Source organism: Streptomyces sp. NRRL F-5126, from assembly GCF_000721265.1.
Classification (GTDB): Bacteria; Actinomycetota; Actinomycetes; order Streptomycetales; family Streptomycetaceae; genus Streptomyces.
The window spans coordinates 297,737-321,674 of sequence record NZ_JOFZ01000003.1; the positions used below are offsets into that span (position 1 = coordinate 297,737).

General features: G+C 74.0%; 19 protein-coding genes. 7 read left to right on the forward strand and 12 right to left on the reverse strand.

The window, feature by feature from the left end:
- Positions 1-180: 180 nt before the first annotated feature.
- Complete coding sequence (locus IH48_RS0107795) at positions 181-1,020, forward strand: ABC transporter ATP-binding protein (RefSeq protein WP_030900947.1); 840 nt, start codon at positions 181-183, stop codon at positions 1,018-1,020.
- Here the strand turns inward: IH48_RS0107795 and IH48_RS0107800 are convergent.
- Both IH48_RS0107800 and IH48_RS0107805 read right to left on the reverse strand, forming a co-directional pair.
- A complete protein-coding gene (locus tag IH48_RS0107800) occupies positions 989-1,372 on the reverse strand; it encodes a DUF4440 domain-containing protein (protein ID WP_030900950.1) in 384 nt (127 codons plus the stop codon). The genes IH48_RS0107795 and IH48_RS0107800 overlap by 32 nt on opposite strands.
- Positions 1,365-1,913, reverse strand: a complete 549-nt coding sequence (locus IH48_RS0107805; RefSeq protein WP_030900953.1) for a DUF1697 domain-containing protein — start codon at positions 1,911-1,913, stop codon at positions 1,365-1,367. The genes IH48_RS0107800 and IH48_RS0107805 overlap by 8 nt, the downstream gene beginning before the upstream one ends.
- A gap of 126 nt (positions 1,914-2,039) precedes the next feature.
- On the opposite strand from IH48_RS0107805, the gene IH48_RS0107810 reads away from it, so the two are divergent.
- On the forward strand, positions 2,040-2,906 hold the full coding sequence (locus IH48_RS0107810) for a phosphotransferase enzyme family protein (RefSeq protein ID WP_030900956.1): 867 nt from the start codon (positions 2,040-2,042) through the stop codon (positions 2,904-2,906).
- A gap of 177 nt (positions 2,907-3,083) precedes the next feature.
- On the opposite strand, the gene IH48_RS0107815 is transcribed toward IH48_RS0107810, so the two are convergent.
- Together IH48_RS0107815 and IH48_RS0107820 are read right to left on the reverse strand one after the other, a co-directional pair.
- Positions 3,084-3,803, reverse strand: coding sequence for a 3'-5' exonuclease (locus IH48_RS0107815; protein WP_030900958.1), 720 nt, complete (start codon positions 3,801-3,803; stop codon positions 3,084-3,086).
- Between the two features lie 128 nt (positions 3,804-3,931).
- Positions 3,932-5,170 carry an SAV2148 family HEPN domain-containing protein gene (locus tag IH48_RS0107820; RefSeq protein ID WP_030900961.1) on the reverse strand — a complete coding sequence of 413 codons (1,239 nt, stop codon included), beginning with the start codon at positions 5,168-5,170 and terminating at the stop codon, positions 3,932-3,934.
- 330 nt (positions 5,171-5,500) lie between these two features.
- Between IH48_RS0107820 and glgX the strand changes: the two genes are divergently transcribed.
- The 3 genes from glgX (at position 5,501) to treY (ending at position 10,963) form a co-directional block, all read left to right on the forward strand.
- A complete protein-coding gene (gene glgX / locus IH48_RS0107825) occupies positions 5,501-7,651 on the forward strand; it encodes a glycogen debranching protein GlgX (protein ID WP_030900965.1) in 2,151 nt (716 codons plus the stop codon).
- Positions 7,652-7,746: 95 nt separating this feature from the next.
- The gene (locus IH48_RS0107830) at positions 7,747-8,556 is read left to right on the forward strand and encodes a GNAT family N-acetyltransferase (RefSeq protein ID WP_030900968.1); all 810 of its coding nucleotides are present in this window, start codon (positions 7,747-7,749) and stop codon (positions 8,554-8,556) included.
- Between the two features lie 34 nt (positions 8,557-8,590).
- The gene (gene treY, locus IH48_RS0107835; protein WP_030900970.1) at positions 8,591-10,963 is read left to right on the forward strand and encodes a malto-oligosyltrehalose synthase; all 2,373 of its coding nucleotides are present in this window, start codon (positions 8,591-8,593) and stop codon (positions 10,961-10,963) included.
- A 540-nt stretch (positions 10,964-11,503) separates the two neighbouring features.
- Here the strand turns inward: treY and IH48_RS0107840 are convergent.
- Positions 11,504-12,052, reverse strand: coding sequence for a DUF1707 and FHA domain-containing protein (locus tag IH48_RS0107840; RefSeq protein ID WP_051839339.1), 549 nt, complete (start codon positions 12,050-12,052; stop codon positions 11,504-11,506).
- A 184-nt stretch (positions 12,053-12,236) separates the two neighbouring features.
- On the opposite strand from IH48_RS0107840, the gene treZ reads away from it, so the two are divergent.
- Positions 12,237-13,988: a malto-oligosyltrehalose trehalohydrolase gene (treZ, locus tag IH48_RS0107845; protein ID WP_030900976.1), complete on the forward strand. Its 1,752-nt coding sequence runs from the start codon at positions 12,237-12,239 to the stop codon at positions 13,986-13,988.
- Between the two features lie 26 nt (positions 13,989-14,014).
- Here treZ and IH48_RS0107850 read toward each other — a convergent pair whose 3' ends face one another.
- From IH48_RS0107850 to IH48_RS0107865, 4 genes are all read right to left on the reverse strand, one after another.
- Positions 14,015-15,184 carry an aminopeptidase P family protein gene (locus IH48_RS0107850; protein WP_030900978.1) on the reverse strand — a complete coding sequence of 390 codons (1,170 nt, stop codon included), beginning with the start codon at positions 15,182-15,184 and terminating at the stop codon, positions 14,015-14,017.
- A 153-nt stretch (positions 15,185-15,337) separates the two neighbouring features.
- A complete protein-coding gene (locus IH48_RS0107855) occupies positions 15,338-16,147 on the reverse strand; it encodes an acetate uptake transporter (RefSeq protein ID WP_051839340.1) in 810 nt (269 codons plus the stop codon).
- Between the two features lie 199 nt (positions 16,148-16,346).
- Positions 16,347-17,318 carry a hypothetical protein gene (locus IH48_RS0107860; RefSeq protein ID WP_030900984.1) on the reverse strand — a complete coding sequence of 324 codons (972 nt, stop codon included), beginning with the start codon at positions 17,316-17,318 and terminating at the stop codon, positions 16,347-16,349.
- Between the two features lie 130 nt (positions 17,319-17,448).
- Positions 17,449-18,153 carry a nucleoside/nucleotide kinase family protein gene (locus IH48_RS0107865; protein WP_051839342.1) on the reverse strand — a complete coding sequence of 235 codons (705 nt, stop codon included), beginning with the start codon at positions 18,151-18,153 and terminating at the stop codon, positions 17,449-17,451.
- A gap of 133 nt (positions 18,154-18,286) precedes the next feature.
- On the opposite strand from IH48_RS0107865, the gene IH48_RS0107870 reads away from it, so the two are divergent.
- Entirely contained in the window at positions 18,287-20,788 is a 2,502-nt protein-coding gene (locus IH48_RS0107870) for a GTPase-associated protein 1-related protein (RefSeq protein WP_030900988.1), read from the forward strand.
- Here IH48_RS0107870 and narI read toward each other — a convergent pair.
- The 3 genes from narI to narH are packed head-to-tail and all read right to left on the reverse strand — an operon-like array spanning position 20,742 to position 23,937.
- Positions 20,742-21,533 carry a respiratory nitrate reductase subunit gamma gene (gene narI, locus IH48_RS0107875; protein WP_030900990.1) on the reverse strand — a complete coding sequence of 264 codons (792 nt, stop codon included), beginning with the start codon at positions 21,531-21,533 and terminating at the stop codon, positions 20,742-20,744. The genes IH48_RS0107870 and narI overlap by 47 nt on opposite strands.
- Entirely contained in the window at positions 21,530-22,174 is a 645-nt protein-coding gene (narJ, locus tag IH48_RS0107880) for a nitrate reductase molybdenum cofactor assembly chaperone (protein ID WP_037841239.1), read from the reverse strand. Before narJ ends, narI begins: the two co-directional genes overlap by 4 nt.
- Positions 22,171-23,937 carry a nitrate reductase subunit beta gene (gene narH, locus IH48_RS0107885; RefSeq protein ID WP_420705455.1) on the reverse strand — a complete coding sequence of 589 codons (1,767 nt, stop codon included), beginning with the start codon at positions 23,935-23,937 and terminating at the stop codon, positions 22,171-22,173. The genes narJ and narH overlap by 4 nt, the downstream gene beginning before the upstream one ends.
- Position 23,938 lies beyond the last annotated feature (1 nt).

Sequence of the window (23,938 nt, forward strand, 5' to 3'; positions counted from 1 at the left end):
AGGCGGCCTCCCCGACCGGGACGCGACCGCCTCGCCCGACGGCGCGCCGGCGGGCTGACCGCTCGCCACCGGCCGCCGCGCCGGAGACACCTGCCGCGCCGCGGAGCCCTGCGGGTCATCACGGGACCGCGGAGCGCGCCCTCGCGCGCCCGCCGCAAGCCGATCGAGGAGCACCACCCCATGACCACCGAGGACAACACGGCCGCCCCACCCACCGTGGTGAGGGTGACCGACATCGACGTCGTACGCCAGGGCAGGCTGCTGCTCGACTCGGTCTCGATGACCGTTCGCGGCGGTGAGCACTGGGCGCTGCTCGGTTCCAACGGCGCGGGGAAGTCCACGCTGCTCGGGATGGTCGGCGCGCTGACCCACCCCACGCGCGGCACGGTAGAGGTGCTCGGGCGCACTCTCGGCCGTGTCGACCTGCGGGAACTGCGCACGTTCATCGGCCACGTCAATCCGCGCCACCCGCTGCGCTCGCCCCTGCGTGTGCGCGACGTCGTGCTCACCGGACTGACGAACTCGGTGGAGCCCGTGCCGCGCTGGTCGCCCCCTGCGGGCGAGCCCGAGCGCGCGTTGCGGCTCCTTTCCATGCTGGGCATGGCCGGCAAGGAGGACGCGCGCTGGCCGACGCTGTCGCAGGGCGAGCGCGGCCGCACCCTGATCGCCCGCGCCCTGATGGCGAGGCCGCGGCTGCTGCTGCTCGACGAGCCGGCGACCGGGCTCGATCTGGCGGCGCGCGAGCAGCTGCTCAGCTCGCTCGACGCGCTGCGGGCGCTCCATCCGGGGCTGGCGACGGTACTCGTCACGCACCACCTGGAGGAGCTGCCCGCGTCCACCACCCACGCGATGCTGCTGCGCGAGGGGCGGTGTGTGGCAACGGGGCTCGCCGACGAGGTCCTCACCACGGACCAGGTCAGCAAGTGCTTCGACCACCCGGTGCGCATCGAGCGGACGGATGGGCGGTGGACGGCGCGCGCCGAACGGGTCAGTCCTGCGGAGGCACTTCCTCCGGAGTGAACGCCGTGCCCTGGTGGAAGTAGAGGAGCCAGTCGCCCCCGGTCAGCCGCCACACCGAACTGCGGTGAGCTCGGCGGCCGTTGACATCGACGTCGAACGTGAGGTGCACGACGTCGGGGGCGAGCTGGACGGCGGTCAGCTCGGAGACAGTGGCGGGCGCCGAGGCCGGGCCCCTGGCTCTGAGCTCCTTGACCAGCGTCTCCCGGTTCCAGGCACGGCCCGAGGAGCCGAACGACGCGAAGTCGGGGTGCAGCAGCTCGCCGAGCAGGGCGGGCGAGGTGTGCACGGCGGGGTCGAGGAAGCGCAGCTCGCACTCGATGGCCGCCGAGGCGGCCGGCGTGGGGTCAGGCATGAGTGAGCTCCACCAGTTTGACGACGGTGTTCCAGTTGCGGCTGGTGGCGACCGTGCCCGCGGGCAGGGCGCGCTTGTCCAGCGCCTGGGCGAGCGGGGACCTGCCGACACCGTCCGGCGCGTACAGGTACAGCGCCCGGTCCCCGAGCCGGAACTCCTCCGGCAGGAAGGCGGCGGCGTCGATCCCGTCGAGGCGCTCGGGCCCCACCGGCCGTGAGTAGTAGGTGACGTGCAGCTGACGCCCCTCAAGGGATCCCGCGTCGAACGGGCAGGCGTCCATGACGCGTTTCAGGTAGGGGGCGTCCCGCACGAGGCACTCGGTCGCGAACCCGAACCGGTCGAGCAGCGCGTCCTCGATCTCCGCGCGGAGCCCGTCGTCGTCCCCGGGCGGCGCGGCGAAGACGGCGTTGCCGCTCTGCAGATACGTGCGCACGGCCTCGTAGCCGAGCCCGCCGAGAACCTCGCGCAGCTCGGCCATGGGTACCTTCCTGCGGCCCCCGACGTTGATTCCGCGCAGGAGAGCGGCGTACATCACGGTCATGGCTCCACGATAGGTGGGCGGTACCGTCCGTGGCGCCAGGCGCGAGCGGTGCCCGGGGAGACGGGATGAGAGGCTTGCGGGTCGAAGGACGTTCCGTCGGGCGCAGGTGAGCGAGTGATGATCCCCATGAACGAGGCCAGGGCCCGGGAGGTCCTGGCGGCGGCCGGCCTGCCGGGCGGCGCGGAGCTGGTCGCGCTCGGCGAGAACGCGGTCTTCCGCACGGGCGGTCTCGTCGTCAAGGTGGGCAGGGACGCTGCGCAGGCGCCTGAGCTGCTGGAGCGGGCGGAGCGCGAGGTCGCGCTCGCCGCATGGCTCGCGGACGCGGGGGTGCCGGCCGTCCGCGCGGCACAGGGGCATGCCCGTGCCGTGCTCGGTCATCCGGTGACGCTCTGGCACCGCCTGCCGGACGCCACGCGCCCCGCGGTCCCGGCGGACCTGGCGCCGCTGCTGCGGCAGGTGCACGCGCTGACGCCGCCGGACGGCCCGGCGCTCCGCCGCCGTGAACTGCTGGGCGGCGTGGAGCGCTGGCTGCGGCTCGCGGGCGACGCGATCGAGCCCGCGGACGCCGCCTACCTGCGCGCCAGGCGTGACGGCTTCGCCGCGCAGGCCGCGGACCTCACCCCGCACCTGCCGCCGGGACCCATCCACGGCGACGCGCTGCCGCGCAACGTGCACGTGACGGCGGAAGGTCCGGTCCTCGTCGACCTGGAGACCTTCTCCAGCGACCTGCGCGAGCACGACCTCGTCGTCCTCGCGCTCTCCCGCGACCGCTACGGGCTCGACCCCGCAGCGTACGACGCGTTCACCGCCGCCTACGGGTGGGACGTGCGCGAGTGGGACGGCTGCGCGGTGCTGCGCGGCGCGCGGGAGACCGCGAGCTGCGCATGGGTGGCGCAGCACGCCCCGGCGAACCCCGCGGCGCTGCGCGAGTTCGAGCGCCGCGTCGCCTCCCTGCGCGCCGGCGACGCGGCCGTCCGCTGGTACCCGTTCTGACGCACGAGCGCCCTCGACCGCGGTCGCTGAGCCCGCCGGGCCCCGGCCCTTGGAGCACGCAGGCCACTGCTGCGCCACAGCAGGGCCCGTGCGGGCCGGCAATGTCCGCACGGAAACGCCCTCGGCCGCAGTTCGCGGCTGCGCGGCGGCCGGCTTCGCGGCGCGGGCCGGCGACCCTCAGCGCGGCGCGCCTTCGCCGCGCGTCGCGTGGAGCGCGCGCAGGGGCCAGTCGCGGTCGATGACCGCGTCCGCGTTGCCCTTTCGCCGCAGGAAGCCCTCGAAGTCCTCGGCCCACTCCGCGTACCAGGCGACCTGACGCCCGTGCAGCTCCTCTGCCGACAGGGCCGACACCTTCGCGTGCCGTGCGGCTATCGCCGTCGCCACACGGACCGCCGCCAGCGCGTCGGCCGCGGCCTGGTGCGCGCCGTCGAGCACCACCCCGTACTCGCCGCAGACGGCCTCCAGCGTGCGTTTGCCGCGGCGGTAGCGGTCGACGGCGCGGTCGATGGTGTAGGGGTCGATCACCGGGCCGATCGGGCCGAGCGGCGGCAGGCCGTGCCGTCCGAGCTCCGCGCTCAGCAGCGTCAGGTCGAACGGCGCGTTGTACGCCACCACCGGGACGCCCCGCGCCCAGTATCCGCGCAAGGCCGCCGCCACCTCGGCGGCCACCTCGGGCGCCGGCCTCCCCTCGGCGGCGGCCCGTGCGGTGGAGATGCCGTGCACCGCCGATGCCTGAGCCGGGATCAGCACGCCGGGGTCGGCGAGCCAGGTGCGCCCGCCCACCACCTCGCCGTCCGCGACCTCCACCACCGCCGCCGTCACGATCCGTGCCTCCAGCGGCTCGGTGCCCGTCGTCTCCAGGTCGAACCCGGCCAGCGTTCCCCCGTGCCACGTCATGCTGACTCCCCCTCGCCGCGCTGCCGCGGCGCCTTGTCGGTTCGCGTCGATCACGCGGGGCCGCGGTGCCGTCCCCGCCCACTCACACCCTCGCACGCGGCACTGACATCACCCGCGGCGGCGGCCGTTCAGGACACCGGGCGGGAGTCCGCCCATACCGTCTCGAACTCCTCGCGGTACACCTCGAACAGGCCGTACTCGGCGTCGCGGCCCGGGCGCACGACCTCTCGTCCGCCGCCGCGCAGCACCAGCACCGGTGTCTCCATGCCGCGGGCTGTGCGCAGGTACGACTGGACGACGGCGAGTCCGCCGGGGCCGTCGCCGTCGACCAGGTACGCGGTGAACCGGGGAGTCTCGTCGAAGACGTGGATCTCGAAGGCGCCGGGGTCGTGCAGCTTCGACCTGACGCGCCGCATGTGCAGGATGTTCATCTCCACGGAACGGCTCAGTTCGCCCTTGCGCAGGCCCAGCTCACGCTCGCGCCGCTTGACGGCGCTGCTGGCCGGGTTGAGGAACAGCAGCCGCACCCGGCAGCCCGCCTCCGCGAGCCTGATCAGCCGCCGCCCGGAGAAGCCCTGCACGAGCAGGTTGAGCCCGATGCCGATCGCGTCCAGGCGGCGCGCCGCGCCGAACAGGTCCTCGGCGGGGAACTCGCGCTGCAGCCTGACCCGGTCGGCGTGGACGCGGACCACGTCCGCGTACCGGTCGCCCACCAGGTCCTCGACGGCGTCGGCCGGCAGCCGGTCCCCCGCGGGCGCCGCACCACGGCCCGTCCCGCCGAGCATCGCGAGCAGCCGGGCCGAGGCGCGCTCCGCCTGCGCGAGCACCGTCTGGGACAGCGCGCGGCCCCGCGAGACGACGTTGCGCGCGACCTCCAGCTCGTCCAGGACGAGCTCCAGGTCGCGCCGGTCGTCGACGTACGGCTCGAAGCACGGCCAGTGCTGCACGATCAGCTCGCGCAGTTGAGGGAGCGTGAGGAAGCTGAGGACGTTGTCGTCGGACGGGTCGAGCACGTATCCCTTGCGCCGCGAGACCTCGCGCACCGCGGCGGCGCGCTGCACCCACTCCTGCCCGGCGGGGCCGGCGGCTGCGATCACCCAGTCCTCGCCGTGGTGCGGTTCGTAGACGGGCCTGAGCACGGCGGCCACCACGGCGCGCGTGCGCTGCTCGACCAGATTCAGCCAGATGTACGCACGGCCGGCGAGCTGCGCGCGCGTACGGGCCTCGGCCCAGGCCTCCGCGTCCCAGTCCAGCTCCGCGCCGATCTCCATCGGGCGCGCGACGGACACCGCGCCCGGCGGGATGTCGCCCGCCACCCGCTCGTGACCTGGGTCCCCTGGGGGTAGCTCAAGACCTCCCGAGCTCACCCGCACACCGCCCCTTCCCCGCTCTCCGCGGGCCTTTCAGTGATCAAGGAAGATTACTCCGACGATCGCGGACGGCGCACGGGGAAGGAGCGTCTCGTTTCCCAACTCCCTCATTCGTGGCCGATGTTCCCCGTTCTCCGGCCGACCGATCCGCCCACAACGGCACCTTTTGCGCCACTTGCGAGCGATTGAGCGGGTCCCTTCACCGCGGCGTTCCCGTATAACGGGACCTCCACCGGGAACGGTGGTGCTAGGCACCGACCCGACTTTCGGGGAAGATCGGCGTTAAGTGACCCGTACCACCCGGATCAGAATGGAAGAGACTCGTCTATGCAGGTCTGGCCGGGACAGATGTATCCCCTCGGCGCCACGTACGACGGCGCGGGCACGAACTTCGCGGTCTACTCGGAGGCCGCCGACCGGATCGAGTTGTGCCTCCTGCACGACGACGGCTCCGAGACGGCGGTCGAGCTGCGCGAGACCGACGCGTTCGTGCGCCACGCGTACCTGCCCGGAGTCATGCCGGGCCAGCGCTACGGGTTCCGCGTGCACGGACCGTACGCCCCCGAGAGGGGGCAGCGCTGCAACTCGGCGAAGCTGCTGCTCGACCCGTACGCGCGCGCGATCAGCGGCGCCATCGAGTGGGGCGAGGAGGTGTACGGCTACCACTTCGGCAAGCCGGACTCGCGCAACGACATGGACTCGGCCCCGCACACGATGTCCTCGGTGGTCGTCAACCCGTACTTCGACTGGGGCGGCGACCGCCCGCCCCGTACCGACTACCACCGCACGGTGATCTACGAGGCACACGTCAAGGGCCTGACGATGCTGCACCCGGCGCTGCCGGACGAGTTGCGCGGCACGTACGCGGGCCTCGCGCACCCCGCGGTGATCGAGCACCTGACGGAGCTCGGGGTGACGGCCCTGGAGATGATGCCCGTACACCAGTTCGTCAACGACCACCGGCTGTCCGACGCGGGGCTCGCCAACTACTGGGGCTACAACACCATCGGCTTCTTCGCCCCGCACAACGCCTACGCCTCCTGGGGCGACCGCGGTGAGCAGGTGCTGGAGTTCAAGCAGGCGGTGAAGGCGCTGCACGAGGCCGGGATCGAGGTGATCCTCGACGTGGTCTACAACCACACGGCGGAGGGCAACCACCTCGGCCCCACGCTCTCCTTCCGCGGCCTGGACAACCCGCAGTACTACCGGCTGACGGACGACCCCCGCTACTACATGGACACGACCGGCACCGGCAACTCGCTGCTGATGCGCTCGCCGCACGTGCTCCAGCTGATCATGGACTCGCTGCGCTACTGGGTCACGGAGATGCACGTCGACGGCTTCCGCTTCGACCTCGCCGCGACCCTGGCCCGCCAGTTCCACGAGGTGGACAGGCTGTCGTCGTTCTTCGACCTCGTCCAGCAGGACCCGGTGGTCAGCCAGGTCAAGCTGATCGCCGAGCCCTGGGACGTCGGCGAGGGCGGCTACCAGGTGGGCAACTTCCCGCCGCTGTGGACCGAGTGGAACGGCAAGTACCGCGACACCGTGCGCGACCTGTGGCGCGGCGAGCCGCGCACGCTGGCGGAGTTCGCGTCCCGGCTGACAGGCTCGTCCGACCTCTACCAGGACGACGGCCGCAGGCCGCTCGCCTCGATCAACTTCACGACCTGCCACGACGGCTTCACACTGCACGACCTCGTCGCGTACAACGACAAGCACAACGATGCCAATGGCGAGGACAACAGGGACGGCGAGGGCTACAACCGCTCCTGGAACTGCGGCGCCGAGGGCGACACCGGCGACGCGGGCATCCTGGAGCTGCGCCGCCGCCAGATGCGCAACTTCATCGCGACGCTGCTGCTCTCGCAGGGCGTGCCCATGCTGAGCCACGGCGACGAGTTCGCCCGCACGCAGGGCGGTAACAACAACGCCTACTGCCAGGACAACGAGATCTCCTGGGTGCGCTGGCCCGATCCCGGCGGAAAGGCGGAGGACGGTTCGCAGAAGGAGGCGGGCGACGGCGAGTCCATGCTCGAGTTCACCCGTGCCATGGTCTGGCTGCGCCGCGACCACCCGGTGTTCCGGCGGCGCCGCTTCTTCCACGGCCGTCCGGTTCAGGGCACGCACGACGAGCTCTCGGACATCTCGTGGTTCACCCCCGAGGGTGACGAGATGGAGCAGCAGGACTGGCAGGCGGCGAGCGCGTCGGCGATGACGGTGTTCCTCAACGGGCACGCCATCTCCGAGCCGGGGCCGCGCGGCGAGCGGATCGCGGACGACTCGTTCCTGCTGATGTTCAACGCGAGCCCCGGCGACCTGGAGTTCCTGCTGCCCGTCAACCACGGCAGGCAGTGGCAGGTCGTAGTGGACACCTCGCGGCCCGACGGGGTGCCGCACGGACAGGGCCCGAAGGCGGACGGCGGCGACAGGATCACGGTGATGTCCCGGTCCATGACGGTCCTGATGCGCCCGGCCTGACCTGCGGGCGGGCGCGCGGCGGCCGGAAGCTGCCGGTGGGCTGCCGGGGCGGAAACCCGGTTGCCGCCGGCCCCGGCGGGTGCTGGGGTACGGGCATGGACGACGACGGGATACTGGCGCTCTTCGACCGGCAGATGCGGCGGGACGCCGCGCCCGACTCCGCCGGCGAGCGCGTGGAGCGTGCGGGCCGTGTCGTGCGGCACAGCGGCGGCACGGACGACTGGAACGGGGTGCTCTGGTCAGACCTGGACGCGGCGTCGGCCGACGCGGCGATCGCGGCCGAGATCGCGCACTTCACAGCCGCCGGCCACGCCTTCGAATGGAAGCTCTACGGCCACGACACGCCGCACGACCTGGGCGTCCGTCTCGCTGCCGCCGGGTTCGTGGCGGAGCCCGTGGAGACGCTGATGCTCGCGGAGACCGCGCGGATCGTGGCCTCCACCGCGGACGCGCGGCCGCCGGAGGGGGTGCGCCTCGTGCCGGTGACGGACGCGGCGGGCGTGGCGCTGATGGCCCAGGTGCACGACGAGGTGTTCGGACCGGGCAGCTCCTCCTTCCGCGACCGGCTCGCCCGGCAGCTCGCCGAGGCGCCGGGGACGGTCGACGCCGTGGTGGCCGTCGCGGGCAGCACGCCGGTCTGCGCGGCTCGCGCGGAGCTGCCGCCGGGCAAGGAGTTCGCGAGCCTGTGGGGCGGCGGCACGCTGCCGCGCTGGCGTGGCCGCGGGCTGTACCGCGCGCTGGTGGCCAGGCGTGCGAGGCTCGCACAGCAGAGCGGCCACCGGTTCCTCCAGGTGGACGCGAGCGACGAGAGCCGCCCCATCCTTGAGCGGCTCGGGTTCGCCGCCCTGACCACGACGACGCCGTACGTGTACGACCGCACCCCCGGCCGCCAGGCCCGCCCGTGACACGAATCGCGCCGCACGGGGTACGTAGGTGTCCATGACGCCCTCCTCGACGTACCGGCTCCAGCTCCAGCCGGACTTCCCCTTCTCCGCGGCCGAGAAGGCGGTGCCCTACCTGGCCGCGCTCGGCATCTCGCACCTGCACCTGTCGCCGGTGCTCGAGGCGGTGCCGGGGTCCACGCACGGCTACGACGTCGTCGACCACACGTCGGTGCGGGCCGAGCTCGGCGGCGAGGAGGGGCTGCGCCAACTTGCGCGGCGGGCGCGCGAGCACGGCCTGGGCATCGTGCTGGACATCGTGCCGAACCACATGGCGATGTCGCCGCGGTACAACCCGGTGCTGCGCGAGGTGCTGCGCGACGGTGCCGGCTCCCCTTACGCACGCTGGTTCGACATCGACTGGGCTGCGGGTGGCGGCAAGGTGCTGCTGCCGGTGCTGCCCGGGCCGGTCGGCGGCGAACTCGCGCATCTGCGCGTCGAGGGCGCTGAGCTGTGCCACGGCGAGCAGCGCTTCCCGCTCGCGCCGGGCACGGAGGGCCTGCCCCTGCCGGAGCTGCTCGACGCTCAGCACTACCGGCTCGCGTGGTGGCGGCTCGCCCGCACGGAGCTGAACTACCGGCGGTTCTTCACCATCTCGGACCTGATCGGGGTCAGGGTCGAGGATCCCGAGGTGTTCGCGGCGAGCCACGCGAAGATCCTCGAACTGGTGCGGGACGGCGTGGTGGACGGCCTCAGGGTCGACCACCCGGACGGGCTCGCCGACCCAGGGCAGTACCTGCTGCGGCTGAACGAGGCGACGGGCGGCTGCTGGACCGTCGTCGAGAAGATCCTCACCGGCGACGAGCGGCTGCCCGCCGGGTGGGCGGTGGCCGGCACGACCGGGTACGACGCGCTGCGCCGCGTCGACGGGCTGTTCACCGACGCGGCGGGCGCGCAGGCCCTTCAGCGCCGGTTCCGTGAGGTGGTGACGGTCGCGGACGACCGCGGCGGGCGCTGGGAGCCCACCGTGCGCAGGGCCGCCTACAAGGTGCTGCTGCACGAGCTGGCCGCGGAGACCGCGTTCCTGGTGCGCACGGCGAGCCGGATCTGCGCGGCGGACCCCGCCCTGCGCGACCGCGCGCCGTGGGCGCTGGAGACGGCGATCAGGGAGCTCCTGGTGCGGGTGCCGCTCTACCGCCCGTACGCCGTGCCGGGCGGCCCCCGCACCCGGGAGGCGGTGGCCGCGGTGTCCGAGGAGGCGGCGCGCGAGGCGAAGGCCGCCTTCACGGTTCCCGAGGAGGCCGCGGCGGTCGACGTCGTGCGGGAGCTGGCGCTCGGCGGGCTCGGCACCGGCCCCGACGAGGTGGCGTTCTGCGCCCGGTTCGCGCAGACGGCGTCGGCGCTGCGCGCCAAGTCCGTGGAGGACACGGCGTTCTACCGGTTCCTGCCGCTGCTCTCCGCGAACGAGGTGGGCGGCGACCCGTCGGCGCCCACCGTCGAGCCCGGCGCGTTCCACGCGTTCTGCGAGCGGCTCGCCCGCGACTGGCCCGCCACGGGCACCGTGCTGACCACGCACGACACGAAGCGCAGCGCGGACGTACGCGCCGGCATCGCGGTCCTCACGCAGTGCCCGAAGTGGTGGAACGACCTGCTGGCGCAGGTCTCGGGTGTCGTCGCGCCGGACGCTCAGGTGGCCTGGCAGGCGTGGCAGACGGCGGTGGGGTTCACCCCCTCGGGCGACGCGCCCGACGTGGACGCGGTGCTCGCGGCCGCGCCGGACGGCACGCGGATGGAGGGGGCGCTGCTGAAGTCCGTGCGGGAGGCGGGCCTGCGCACGAGCTGGACGGAGGGCGATGCGCGCTTCGAGCGCGCGGTGCAGGACTTCGTCGCGGCGGGGCCCGCGGGCCCGGCGCGCCGCACGGTCGCGCACTTCACGCGCGCGCTCGAGCCGTACGTGCGGGCGGGGGCACTGGGCGCGGCGCTCGTGCACCTGACCATGCCGGGCGTGCCGGATCTGTACCAGGGCACGGAGCGCGACTACTTCGCGCTCGTCGACCCGGACAACAGGGCCCGCTTCAGGCCGGGGCCGCCGGACGAGAAGACGGTCGTGACGACGGCCGCGCTGCGCCTGCGGCGCGAACGTCCGGCCGCCTTCGGCGAGTCGGGCACGTACGCGCGCCTCGACACGCTGGGCCCCGCCGCAGCCCACTGCGTGGCGTTCTGCCGCACCGGCGAGGTGGTCACGGCGGTGACCCGTCTGCCGCTGCGCCTCGCGGAGGCGGGCGGCTGGCGCGACACGGCCCTGCTGCTGCCGCCCGGACGGTGGCGCGACGTACTGGCGGCACCCGCACGCGTGTACGAGGAGGGCGCGGTGGAACTGGCGACCCTCTTCCAGGACCGCCCGGTGGCGCTGCTGGCCCGCGAGCCCTGACCGCCGGGCGGACGGCCCGCCACATGCCGGAAGTCCCCTTCCGCGCCCTGCCGGACGGCCCCGCTCGACCGCGTGGCCACCGGGTTCGGCGGGATGCGGGGAAGGCACGGCGCCTGGGCCGGAGTCGCGGCGGAACACCGGCGCGACCGTCCGGCGGGGCCGCACCGTGTCCGGCGCGGGCGAGCCCCGTTCGCGCGAGACAGGGCGGACACCGGGCTCAAGGCAGTCCGGGCACGGTACAGGGCCCGGGCCATGCGGCCGGAGGCATCTGCGCGGTCCCGCCGCGACCATCCGCCGGGACCGCGCGGCGTGCCGGGTCTCCGCCCTGCGGACCCGGGCGGGCGCGCCGCGTCCCCGCGCGGCCGGGCCGGCACCGGGCCCAGCGCAGTCCGCAGACGCCGCAGGGCCCGGCCCACGCACCCGCAGACGTTCGCGCGGACACCGCCGCGACCGCCCGACGGGACCCCGCCGCGTGCCCCGTCCCCGCGCGGCGGACCCGGGCGGGCACCCCGCAGGGGTCGTCGCGGCCGCGACGGCCCTTCAGTGTGCCGCGATGCGGAAGCTCATCCGGCCGAAGCTCACCTGGTCGCCCTCCGCGACGACCGTCGTGGTGGTCACTCTGCGGCCGTTGACCGTCGTGCCGTTCGTCGAACCCAGGTCGCGCAGCACCCACAGGCCGTGCTCGCACGTCAGCACGGCATGGCGCCGAGAGACGGTGTCGTGCGCGAGTCGCAGCCCGTTGCCGGGGTCGCGGCCGATGGACAGCGGGATCGGGCCCGGCTGCGGCAGCAGCAGCTTCGGCAGCCTCTCCACCTGCCATGCCGTGCGCAGCCGCAGCGAGAACGCGGACACCTTCCCGACAGCACCGAACAGCCGCCTGGAGAGCCTGCCTTCGCTCTCCAGATCCGCCGTCAGCGGTTTCAGCTCGTCGGCCCTGCGGGCCGAGAGAACCAGGTCCATCCTGCGCAGGAAGGTGTCCTGCGAGAGCTTCCCCGCCGCAACGCCCTCCCTGAGCACCGCCAGGACCCGGTCACGCTCGGCGTCGGAGAGCCGCGGCAGGTGCACGGGCCGGTCGGAGGGGGGCGTCACACACCCGATTGTCGGGCCCGGGGCACACGGGTGTCCAGACGGGCAGGACGCGGGCCCCCGCCGGTCATGTGAGCCGTGCGCGGGCGGGAGAACCTGGAGCCCGCTCGGCGCGCTGCCCCGGCGCGGGGCGGTGTGACTTGCCACCATGTGGGGAGTGTCAGTTGCAGACGACGAGGGGGGACCCGTGCGGTTCGAGGTGTGGGCGCCGAAGGCACAGGATCGGGTCGTGCTGCGGCTCGACGGCGAGGACGTCGCGATGCGGCCGGAGCCCGGCAGGTGCGGCTGGTGGGCGGTGGAGGCGCCGGCGGGTGACGGCAGCCGGTACGGCTACGCGCTCGACGGCGGCCCGGTGCTGCCCGATCCGCGCTCGCGCCGCCAGCCCGAAGGACCCGACGGGCCGAGCGCGGTCGTCGGCCCCGAGGCGTACGAGCGGCCGGCGCCGTGGACGGGCAGGGCGCTGCCAGGCGCGGTCCTCTACGAGCTGCACATCGGCACGTTCACCCGGGAGGGCACGCTCGACGCGGCCGCGGCCCAGCTCGACGCGGTCGCGGAACTGGGCGTGACGCACGTCGAGCTGATGCCGCTGTGCCCGTTCCCGGGCCGGCACGGCTGGGGGTACGAGGGTGTCTCGCTGTGGGCCGTGCACGAGCCGTACGGCGGCCCCGCGGCGCTGAGCCGGTTCGTCGACGCGGCGCACGAGCGGGGACTCGGCGTGGTGCTCGACGTCGTCCACAACCACCTCGGTCCCTCCGGCAACCACCTCCCGATGTTCGGCCCGTACTTCACCGACACGCACCACACGCCGTGGGGCGCCGCGGTCAACCTCGACGCGCCGGGGTCCGACGAGGTCCGCGCCTTCCTGCTCGGCAGCGCGCTCGCCTGGCTGCGGGACTTCGGCCTCGACGGCCTGCGGCTCGACGCGGTGCACGCGCTGGCCGACACCCGGGCGCTCACGTTCCTCGAGGAGCTGTCGGCGGAGGTGGACCGCCTGGGCGCCGAGACGGGCAGGCCGCTGTTCCTGATCGCCGAGTCCGACCTGTGCGACCCTCGCACCACGACGCCGCGCCCGCTGGGCGGCCTCGGCCTGCACGCACAGTGGAACGACGACTTCCACCACGCGCTGCACACCGCGCTGACCGGCGAGTCGCAGGGCTACTACGGGGACTTCGCCCGCGCGCCGCTCGCCGCCCTGGCGAAGACACTGACCCGCGTGTTCTTCCACGACGGCACGTACTCCACCTTCCGCGGCAGGACGCACGGCCGGCCCGTGAACCGTACGCGCACGCCCGCGCACCGCTTCCTCGGCTACGCGCAGACGCACGACCAGATCGGCAACCGCGCCCAGGGTGACCGCCTCTCCGCGACGCTGCCGCAGGGCCTGCTGGCGTGCGCGGCGGCGCTCGTGCTCACGGGGCCGCACACGCCGATGCTGTTCATGGGCGAGGAGTGGGGCGCGACGACCCCGTGGCAGTTCTTCACCGACCACACGGACCCGGAGCTCGCCAGGGCCGTACGGGACGGCAGGCGACGGGAGTTCGCCCCGCACGGCTGGGCCGCCGAGGACATCCCCGACCCGCAGGACCCGGCGACGAGGGAGCGGTCCTGCCTGGACCGCTCCGAACGCGACGAGGAACCGCACGCACGGCTGCTCGCCTGGTACAGGGCGCTGATCGCGCTGCGCGCCGACCAGCCCGACCTGTCCGACCCCGACCTCACCGCCGTGGCCGTCGCCTTCGACGAGGCCGAGCGCTGGCTGACGTTCCGGCGCGGCGAGTTGCGGATCGCGGTGAACCTGTCGGACGCGCCACGGGACATCCCGCTGGGAGGCGGCGCGCCCCACCGCCTCCTGGCCTCCTGGGAGGAGGTCCCACCGCCGGACTCCACGGGAGTGCTGCGGCTGCCCGCCAGGTGCGCGGCCGTCCTGGCGAGCACCTGATCGCACGTCAGGGGCCGCGCGGAGCGCTACTCGACGATCGCCATCTCGCGCGGTGTGTTGTTGCACCGGCGGCCGCCCGTCTCCGTCGCCGTCACGATGTCCTCGATCCTGACCCCGAACCTGCCGGGCAGGTAGACGCCCGGCTCGATCGAGAAGCACATGCCGGGCACGATCGGGCGCTCTTCGCCCTCGATCATGTAGGGCGGCTCGTGCGTGGTGACGCCGATGCCGTGACCCGTGCGGTGGATGAAGTACGGTCCGTAGCCGGCGTCCTCGATCACCGCGCGCGCCGCACGGTCCACGTCCTGGCACGTGGCCCCGGGGCGGACGGCGAGGAACCCGGCCTGCTGCGCCTCCCGCACGGTGTCGTGGACGCGCCGCTCCTGTGCCGTCGGCTCGCCGACGTGGACGGTGCGCGTCGTGTCGGAGCCGTACCCGTGCTTGAGGCCGCCGAAGTCCAGGACGACCATGTCCCCCTGCTCGACGACGCGTTCGCCGGCCTCGTGGTGCGGGTCGGCGCCGTTGGGGCCCGAGCCGACGACCGTGAAGTCGACCTGTGAGTGGCCGTGCGCCAGCAGGAGCGCGGCGAGGTCCGCCGCGATCTCGGACTCCCTGCGTCCCGCGAAGCGCACCGTCAGGATGTCCTCGTACGCGGCGTCCGCCGCCGCGCCCGCCGCCTCGACCCTGGCGAGTTCCCGGGCGTCCTTGACCGCGCGCAGCATCGGCATCGCGTCGGACAGGCCTCGGTAGGAGGTGGCGGGGAGTGCGCGCTGGAGCGCGAGCAGGTGCAGTGCCCAGGCGTTGTCGCTGATGCCGAACCGGCCGCCGGCGTCCAGCAGTCCGGCCGTCAGCGCGTAAGGATCGTCGGCGTCCGTCCAGCCGCTCAGTGTGAGCGCGGGCGCGCCCGGGGCGTGTTCCGCGTCCCCGGCCTCCAGCGCGGGCACGACCAGGGTGGGGCGGCTGCCGGCGTCCGCCGCGGCCGGCACGACCAGCAGCGTCAGCCGCTCGGTGTCGGCGCTCGGCCGGTACCCGGTCAGGTACGTCATGTCCGGGCCGGGGGCGACGAGGAGACCCGCGAGTCCCGCCGCCGCGGCGTCGGCCGCGGCGCGCTCCATGCGCGCGCGGTAGTCGACGGCGGTGAAGGGGGCCGGAGCGGGCGGGAGATCGGACGCGGATGCGGAATCGGTGGAGGCCATCGCACCATCCTGCCAACGCGGGCCGTGCCGCGCGAGGGGGAATCGGCGGGAACGCACGGGAGTGGGCCGGCGCGGACGGCCGCTGTCGCGGCCGCGTCCCGCCGGCCCACCCGTATCCGTCTCACACGCCTCGGAAGGCCTGGCCTCGGAGGACTACTGGCCAACCTTGGTCCCGGGCTCGCCCATCGGGTAGCTGATGGGCCGCACGGCGCGGTGGCCCGGCAGGTTGCCGCGCATGCTCCACTCGCCGACCGGGAGGATGACGCGTCCCTTGAAGGCGCTCTTGAGCATCATCGCCCCAGCCGTGTAGAAAGCGGCCGCCGACGCCGCCACCAGGACCCAGCCGGCCGCGTTGACGAGGTCGGACGAGGGCGAGATCAGCCCCGCGGCGAGCAGGGAGGAACCCGCGGCGAGCAGTATCAGCACGAGGAACAGCGCCATGTTCTCCGCGAGCGCGGCCAGCGCGCCGAACAGTGTCACGACGGCCAGGACTATCCACCAGAACCCGAACGCCTGCGTGGTGAACACGTTCGGCGGCAGGAGGCCGTTGGCGGCCATCAGGGCCGTCATGCCCCAGGCGAGCCAGAAGGCGCCCCAGGTGCCGTGCATCGCCGTGGCCACGCCGTCCCTCGCACGGTACGACCACATGCCGGCGAGGAGCTGGGCGAGTCCGCCGAAGAAGATGGCGAACGGCGCGATGATCACCGGGGACAGCAGGGAATTGCCCCACCATCCGGCCAGGTTGGAGGCCACCATGAAGGTGGCGCCCGCGAAGCCGAACAGGCCCAGGATCGAAGGGGCCGCGATCGGCGTGACGACGAGGCGGCTGCGTGCCGCCCAGTCCTCGTAGCTGCCTTCGTAGGAGTCGTACGAGTGGGATCCGTCCGAGCCGTGGCTGTGGCCGTTGTGCCGAGGTTCGCCGTTTCGGGTCGGAGGCCCTGCTGGAGGGTGGTAACTGCTCATCTCGCGGTCCTCGCCTCTCTCGCGTTGGGCTCGTGGAGCCCGATTCGGAGACCCGGCGCCGTCGATGAACGACCCGCCGCGTCGCAGCAGACGAGGTACCCGGGCGAAGAGCTGCTAGTCACATCAAAAGTGACTTATTGCCCGTTTCGTCACGCGAGAGCTTCCAGACCCTCATCCACCAGCATGTATGAGTGCGGTGCTACCGCCGGCCGCCGTCCGGCGGCTCCTGCGCGGTCAGCCGCGCGAGCACTTCCTGGAAGTCGTCGTCGACCACGATCCGCACCTCGTCGTCACTCTCCGCGCCCTTCTGGCTGAGCTGCGTGATCACACCGCCCCGCCACCAGTAGACGTACGGGCTGATCGCGCCCGGCGTGTCCTCGAAGGCGGACGCGGCGAACATCGCCATGCCCGCGAGCGACGGCACGACGCCCGCGTCGCGGATGACGTGGAAGGCCAGTTGGTGGCGGAACGGCATCGCGACGAGAGCACCGTCGGCCGTGAGCTGCTGACCGGTGGTCTGCCTGACCACCGTCTCCAGCGCGAGGACCCGGCTCGCCGTGTAGAAGGAGTCGCCGACGACGACCTCGAACCGCATGCCCTCGTCGCCCGTGACGGTCTCCCGGCCCTCGACCGGCAGTTCGCGCAGGTTGTCCATGGCGCGCCGGCGCAGCCCGTCGGTCTCGCCGAGCTGGCCGAGTGCCTCGTCGGTCAGCATCATCACGGACTCGGGCAGGTCGAGCGCGAGCAGTTCGTAGAGACCGGGGGCGACGTAGCGCGCGTAGCCGAAGTTCTCCGCGTCGAGCCCCTCTCCGCTGATCACCCTCGGGTACAGCTGGGCCCTGATCTGCGCGGGCGGCAGCGTGTCGAGCGCCGAGGGACCGTCCACGGTGCGCAGCACCATGGCGGCATGCCTGCGGGCCAGTTCGCCCCAGGCTCGCGGTCCCCTGTCGTCGTTGTGGCAGACGGCGGCGAGATTCCCGAGGCCGAACTGCCGTCCCGCGTTGTCCACCACGGCGCCCTCGTACAGCGTCACCTCCAGGCCGTGCTCGGCGAACGCCTCGCGGACCTGTGAACGGAAGTACGCGGCCTCGTCGACCGAGAAGAACGAGAACGCGGGGTCACGCGGTGTGTCGCGCGCGTCACGCCGTGATCCCCGCCGGAACAGCCGCACCTCGCGTCGCCTCCGTCCTTGCTCTCATGCCGTCTCCCGCATCCGCGCCTTCCCAGGTGGTGCCTCTGCCCTTTCGATGCTATGCCCACTCCTCCCGGGCGCCGATAACCGTTTCGTTACCGGTCGGGGTTTACGGCTCACTGGGCGAGCCGGTCTCCGCGGGACCGAAGACGTCGTACGCGAGCACCACGTCGGCCCGGTCCCTGCCGCGGGCCACCAGGCGCGCGTTGACCTCGTCCGAGCGCTCCACCCAGCGCTGGGCGAAGGCGCGCTCCTTGCCGAAGCGCACGTGCCGCTCGACCAGCCGCCGCACGCGCGCCTCGGGGTCGGGGTCGAGGTACCACGCCTCGTCGAGGAGCGGCCGCACAGGGGCCCAGGACGGGTCGTCGTGGAGCAGGTAGTTGCCCTCGGTGACGACGAGCTCCACCTCGGGCGGTACACCGATGCTCCCGGCCACCGCCTCTTCCAGTGACCTGTCGAACACGGGCGCGTACACCACGACGCCGGGCCGCGCCGCGCGCAGCCGGGCCAGCAGCTCGACGTAGCCGGCCGCGTCGAAGGTGTCGGGGGCGCCCTTGCGGTCCGCCCTGCCGAGTCGCTCCAGCTCCGCCTGTGCGAGGTGGAAGCCGTCCATGGGCACCAGGGCGGCGGCGTCCCGCCCGTGCCGCTCGACCAGCCTGCCGACGAGTCGCCGCGCGAGCGTCGACTTGCCGGCGCCTGGCGCGCCCGCGATGCCCAGCAGGCTGCGGCGCCCCGGGACGCAGAGGCCGCGGGCGCGTTCGACGAGCCCGTCGAACACACGGGGGTCATGCGCATGGGGGTGGTGCGTTTCCATGGCCGCATTGTGGCCGGGCGGGCCAGGCGGGCCGGCGCTCGGGGGTCTGCTCGACGCCGTGCGCCACGATCTGAAAAGCTCTCGGTGCGGGCGATGTCCGCACGGTGATCAGGGTACGAAGGGGAAACCGGGTATGAGCCTGGCGCAGCTGCACTACACCTCGGCCCCACGGGGTGGCGCCGACGCGCCCGGCGCAGGGTTCACCGCCGTCACGCCAGGGGTTTCGCGTGAACTACGGGGGGAGGCCGAGCGGTTGCTCGCGTACGAGCCGCCGCGTGACGCTCCCCCGCACCCCTCTGCCGCCGAACTGGCCGCGTTCCCGACGGCGTTGAGCCACAGCCTGCTGGCGGACGGCAGCCGCCTGCTGGCGCGTGCGGTGTGTACGGGCGTGGACCACAGCGGACGCTGGTGCGCATTCCACGCGCACGCGGTCGTCATCCCCCAGGACGCGGAACTACCGGGCGGCGCACTGCCGTTCGCGACGTGGGAGGCACCGCAGTGGGCGTCCGCCGCACCCGTGGACGGGCGCGTGGTGCCGCAGGCCTCCTTCGACGCGGCGCCCGCGCCCGGCGGGCCGCTGGGCACCGGCGCGCTCACCGCGTTCGCGACGACCAGGGCCGCGCGGCTGGCCGCGTTCCTCACGGCCGTCCGCGAGTTGTGCGAGGGCCGGCACGCGCGGCCGGGCGCCCCGGCACGGCTGTTCGTCGTGGAGCGTGACAGCACGGACGTGGCGCGCTGGCTGGCGCTGGCCTGCGCCACGCTGCCCCGCGGGTACGCGCGGAGGCTGACGTTCACCACGTACACCCGCAGGCCAGGACAGGCCCCGCAGCAGATCGTGGGGGTGCTGCCCGCCGACGCGGCCTCCCTGGCGGGCCGCAGGGGCCAGGACGGCGCATCGCGCATATTCGACGGGACGGCGCACGGCGAAGCCGGCGTGCCGCCCGGCACCACGGGCCGCCTCGCAGCCGATCCCACCGACACGACGGCCGCCTGGGCCGCCACGGCGGCCCGCGTCTGGCTGTCCGGGGTGCCCGACGTGTTCGAGGCAGCCGGCGCGCTGCCGGACGGCAGGCTGTCCGCCGGCGCCCTCGCCTGCGCGGCCCTCACGGCGGGCGTAGCCCTCGACGCGGAGGAGCGCGCGGAGGCGGCGGCGTGGGCGCGGCTGCACGCGCGGGTCCTGGACGCCGGTGTGGTGGACCGGGTCGTGACCGCGCTGTGCGAGACCACCGGGGAGCGCTCGCACGCCGAGGCCGCGGCGCTGGCCAGGCTGCTGGGCGCGCTCGGCATGACCGCCTCTCCCGCGACGACGGCGGCGCTGGGAGCCCTGGTGCTGACCCTGGCCGTGCGCATGCCGTCGGCGGTGCCCGAACTGCCGGTCGCGCGCCTCACCGCCTTGCCCGTGTCCGTGAAGGACCGGCTCGCCCTCGACCTCGCGGAGGAGCTGCGTGCCGGGGTGGCGGGCGGCTCGGGCGGCGTCGCGGACCCGCCGACGCTGCTTCGGGTCGCCGGTGTCCTGGGGGTGGACTGCGCGGATCTGCTGCCCGGCGTGGCGGGCAGACTCGCGGCCGCGCTCGCGGCCGACCCGGAGGGGGCGTGGGGCCCCGCTGTGGAGGCGGTGCTCGACGAGCAGTTCGAGCTGCGAACGGAGCTGCTGAGCGCCCTCGACGCCCGGGCGGCCGAGGATCCGGCCGCCGCCGTCCGGCTGATGGCCGTCACCGCGCTGGAGCTGACCGGCGTCCAGGCGCTGCCGCACCTGCGGATGTGCGCGGACGCCCCGCACGGGGGCAGGCCCGCCGGGGAGCGGGTGGGCGCCCTGCACGAGGCGCTGCGCGCGGCGGGTGTCTCGCCGCTCGCCGAGCCGCTGGTGCTGCGGACCGCCGTGCGCCTGGTGTGGGACGGCGCACTGCCGACGGCGAGCGAGGCCCGTCAGATGCTCGACGAGACGGGCTCCGACGCGCACCGCGTCGCAGGCACCTGGCACGTCCTGGTGCGGTCCGCGCTCGAAGCTCCCGCGGACGATCCCGCCGCGCCCGCGCTCGCCCCCGTACTGCTGCGCTGCTTCCCCGACACGATCGGGCCAGGGCCGCGCGACGCCCTGCGGCTGCTGGAGTTCGCGGGCGCGCTGGAGGACGTGCGGGTGGCGGCGCCCTGGGTGGAGCCCGCCCTGGCCGCGCGGGAGGCCGCCAGGCGCCACGGCCCCGTCGCGCCCGCCGTGCTCGACCGGCTCGGCGCGGCGCTCGCGAGCCGCCTGCTGTCGCGGGAGCGCCCCGACGGCGAGCTGTACGCGCTGATACACCGGGGTGACGCCGCGCTCCTCGCCGCGTACACGGCCGCGGCGCGCACCGACCCGGTCGCGGCGAGGCTGCGCACGGTGCCCGCGTACGCGGCGGACTGCTTCGCCGCGTGGACGTCGCTGCCAGGCGCGACGGGCGACTGGGACCAGGCGCGGACGGCGCTGCTCGACAAGGTGCTGCGGCCCGCGGTGCGCGCGCTGCCCGCAGCTGACCTGGCCGAGGTGGAGCGCCATCTCGAAGCGGCCGGCGCCCACCGCGCCGAGGAGTTCCGCGCCTGGCAGCGCGAGTCGGCGCTCAGCCGGCTCGGTCGCCGGCTCGGCGGGCTCGGCCGGCGCGCCTGAGCGGCCGGTCGCGGGGCCCGCCCGGCGCGGGAAGCGCGGGTTTCGCGGGGTGCCGGTAGGGCGTGGGGCGCGCGTGCGAGCGGTAGACGACGTACGGGCGGACGAGGTAGCCGAGTGGCGCGGTGAACGCGTGCACCAGCCGGCTGAACGGCCAGAGGGCGAACAGCACCATGGCGAGCAGCGCGTGCAGCCGGTAGACGAGGGGCGCGTGCGCCATCGCGGCCACGTCCGGGTCGAGCGCGAACAGGCTGCGGAACCAGATCGACACACCCCTGCGGTAGTCGTACGACTGGGCCGCGGCCCCCGATGCCGTCGCGGCGAGCCCGGCGGCGATGACCGCGACGAGCAGCGGGATGACGATCCGGTCGCTGCGGCTGGTGGCCCGGCGCACGGCGCGCACCCGCAGCCGCCGGTAGAGCAGGACGGCGAGTCCCGCCGCGGTGGCGGCGCCCGCGATCCCGCCCATCAGCAGGGCATTGGCGTGGTACAGCTCCTCGCTGACGTGCAGCCGGTCCGTGACCCACTCGGGGACGAGCAGGCCCCCGGCGTGGCCCGCGATGACGAAGAACAGCCCGTAGTGGAACAGCGGGCCGCCCACGCGCAGCAGCCGGTGCTCGTGGAGCTGACTGGAGCGGGTCGTGAACCCGAACCGGTCGTAGTGGTAGCGCCACGCGGTGCCCGCGACGAGCAGCGCGAGCACGAGGTAGGGCAGCGCGCCCCACAGGGCGATGTCGAGGTGGGTCACCTGCGGGCTCCTCGGGGATCTGGTCCGGCCGGCCGGACGGGGAAGGGGTCGAGCGCCACGAGCTGCGCTCCCGCGCCCACGCTCTCCGCGGGCGGCCCCGAGCGCGCGAGCCTGAGCGCCTCCTCGTGGCAGGAGGGCCCCGCGCCCGGCAGGCAGTCGCACACGGCGCGCAGCACGTCGGCGTACGGGCTGAGGTACGAGCCGAGCGCGTAGCGCAGCACCTCGACGGCGGCCCGGTGCTCGATGAGCAGGGCGGTGCCGGGGCCCGGGCAGCGTGCCGCGAACTCCAGCAGTAGCGGCAGGAAGTCGGGCAGCTCGTCGTCGGGCGGCTGCCAGCCCTCGGCGCGGTAGCGGGACTTGATGGCCGCGAGCGAGGTGCCGCGGCGGCGGGTGTCGCCGTCGGTGCAGTAGGTGAGGTAGAGGCAGCGGCGCCTGCTGCGGTCGAAGGTCGCGACGTAGCGCGCGGACAGTTCGAGCGCGGGCATGCCGTCGACGGCGTCGCAGAACCGCAGCAGGGGGGCGGCCTCCGGCGCGCCGAGGGGCGTGAGCGCGCCACGCACGCTGTCGAGCAGGCCGGGCCAGCTCTCGTCGGGGTGGCCGAGGAGCAGCGAGGCGGCCTGCAGTACGGCGGCCCGGTTCACCGCGGCCCCCCGGTGCCCGCGCCCTTGCCCGGGCCCTCGGCCGTGCCGGCCTCTGCCGCCGGGCGTGGGAAGAGTCCGGTGGGGCGGCCCCTGCCGTTCCAGTTGAGGAGGTTGACGCGGCCGAGCAGCCCGCCGGCCGCGGCCGGCTGCTCGCCGTGTCCGCCTCCGCAGCCCGTCCCCGCGCCCGCGCCCGCGGGTACGAGCGGCGGCGCGTGGAAGGTGTCCGGATCGAGCGGGCCGCCGGGCATCATGCCGGGTCCGCCCGCCCCGTCGAGGCTGCACCCGCCACCGTGGCCGTCGCCGCCTGCCGCCGGGTCGGTGTACCCGGTGGGGATCACGTAGCGCTCCTCGTACTTGGCGAGCGCCAGCAACCGGTACATGGACCGCATCGAGCGCTCGTCCATGCCGACCGAGCGTGCGATCGCCGGGTCCTGCTCCTCGCCCAGGTTGACGCGCCGCATGTGGGAGCGCATCGCGGCGAGCCGGCACAGTGCGGCCTCCACGGGCGCGGTGTCGCCCGCCGTGAAGAGTTCGGCGAGGTATTCGAGCGGGATGCGCAGGGAGCCGATGGCGCCGAACAGGCTGGCCGGGTCCTCGCCGTCGTGTCCCGACGAGGTGAGCGCGTCGACCACGGGCGACAGCGGCGGCACGTACCAGACCATCGGCATCGTGCGGTACTCCGGGTGCAGCGGCAGCGCGACGCGGTAGTCGGTGATGAGGGCGCGCACGGGCGAGCGGCGCGCGGCCTCGACCCAGTCGTGCGGGATGCCGGACTCCTCGGCGTCGCGCGCCACTTCGGGGTCCCCGGGGTCGAGGAAGCAGCCGAGCTGTGCCTCGTACAGGTCCTGCTCGTCGGTGGTGGCCGCCGCCTCGCCGACCTTGTCGGGGTCGTAGAGCATCACACCGAGGTAGCGGAGCCTGCCGACGCAGGTCTCGGAGCAGACGGTGGGCTCCCCCGCCTCGATGCGCGGGTAGCAGAAGGTGCACTTCTCGGCCTTGCCGGTGGCGTGGTTGAAGTACACCTTCTTGTACGGGCAGCCGCTGACGCACATCCGCCAGCCCCGGCAGCGGTCCTGGTCGACAAGGACGATGCCGTCCTCGACGCGCTTGTACAGCGCGCCGGAAGGACACACCGCGACGCAGGCGGGGTTGAGGCAGTGCTCGCAGATGCGCGGCAGGTAGAACATGAACGCCTGCTCGTACTCCAGGCGGACCTTGTCGCTCATCTTCCGCAGCACCGGGTCGGCGGCGAGCTGCTCGGGGCCGCCGCCGAGGTCGTCGTCCCAGTTCGGGCCCCAAGTGACGTCGGCGGGCGCGCCGTCGATCAGGGAGCGCGGGCGCGCGGTGGGCAGGTCGTCGCCGAGCGGGGCGGTGGTCAGGTTCTCGTAGTCGTACGTCCAGGGCTGGTAGTAGTCGTCGAGGGTGGGCAGTTCGGGGTTGGCGAACAGGCGCGCGAGGCGGCGCGCCCTGCCGCCTGTGCGCGGCACGAGACGGCCGTGCTTGAGTTCCCAGCCGCCGCGCCACCTGTCCTGGTCCTCGTGCCCGCGCGGGTAGCCCTGGCCCGGGCGGGTCTCGACGTTGTTGAACCACGCGTACTCGGTGCCGGTGCGGTTGGTCCACGTCTGCTTGCACGTGACGGAGCAGGTGTGGCAGCCGATGCACTTGTCGAGGTTCATCACCATGGCGACCTGGGCCATGACCCGGCGCGGCCGCGGGGGGCGTCCGGTGTGCTGCCGGGTGCGTCGGCTCTTGCTGCGAGGCATG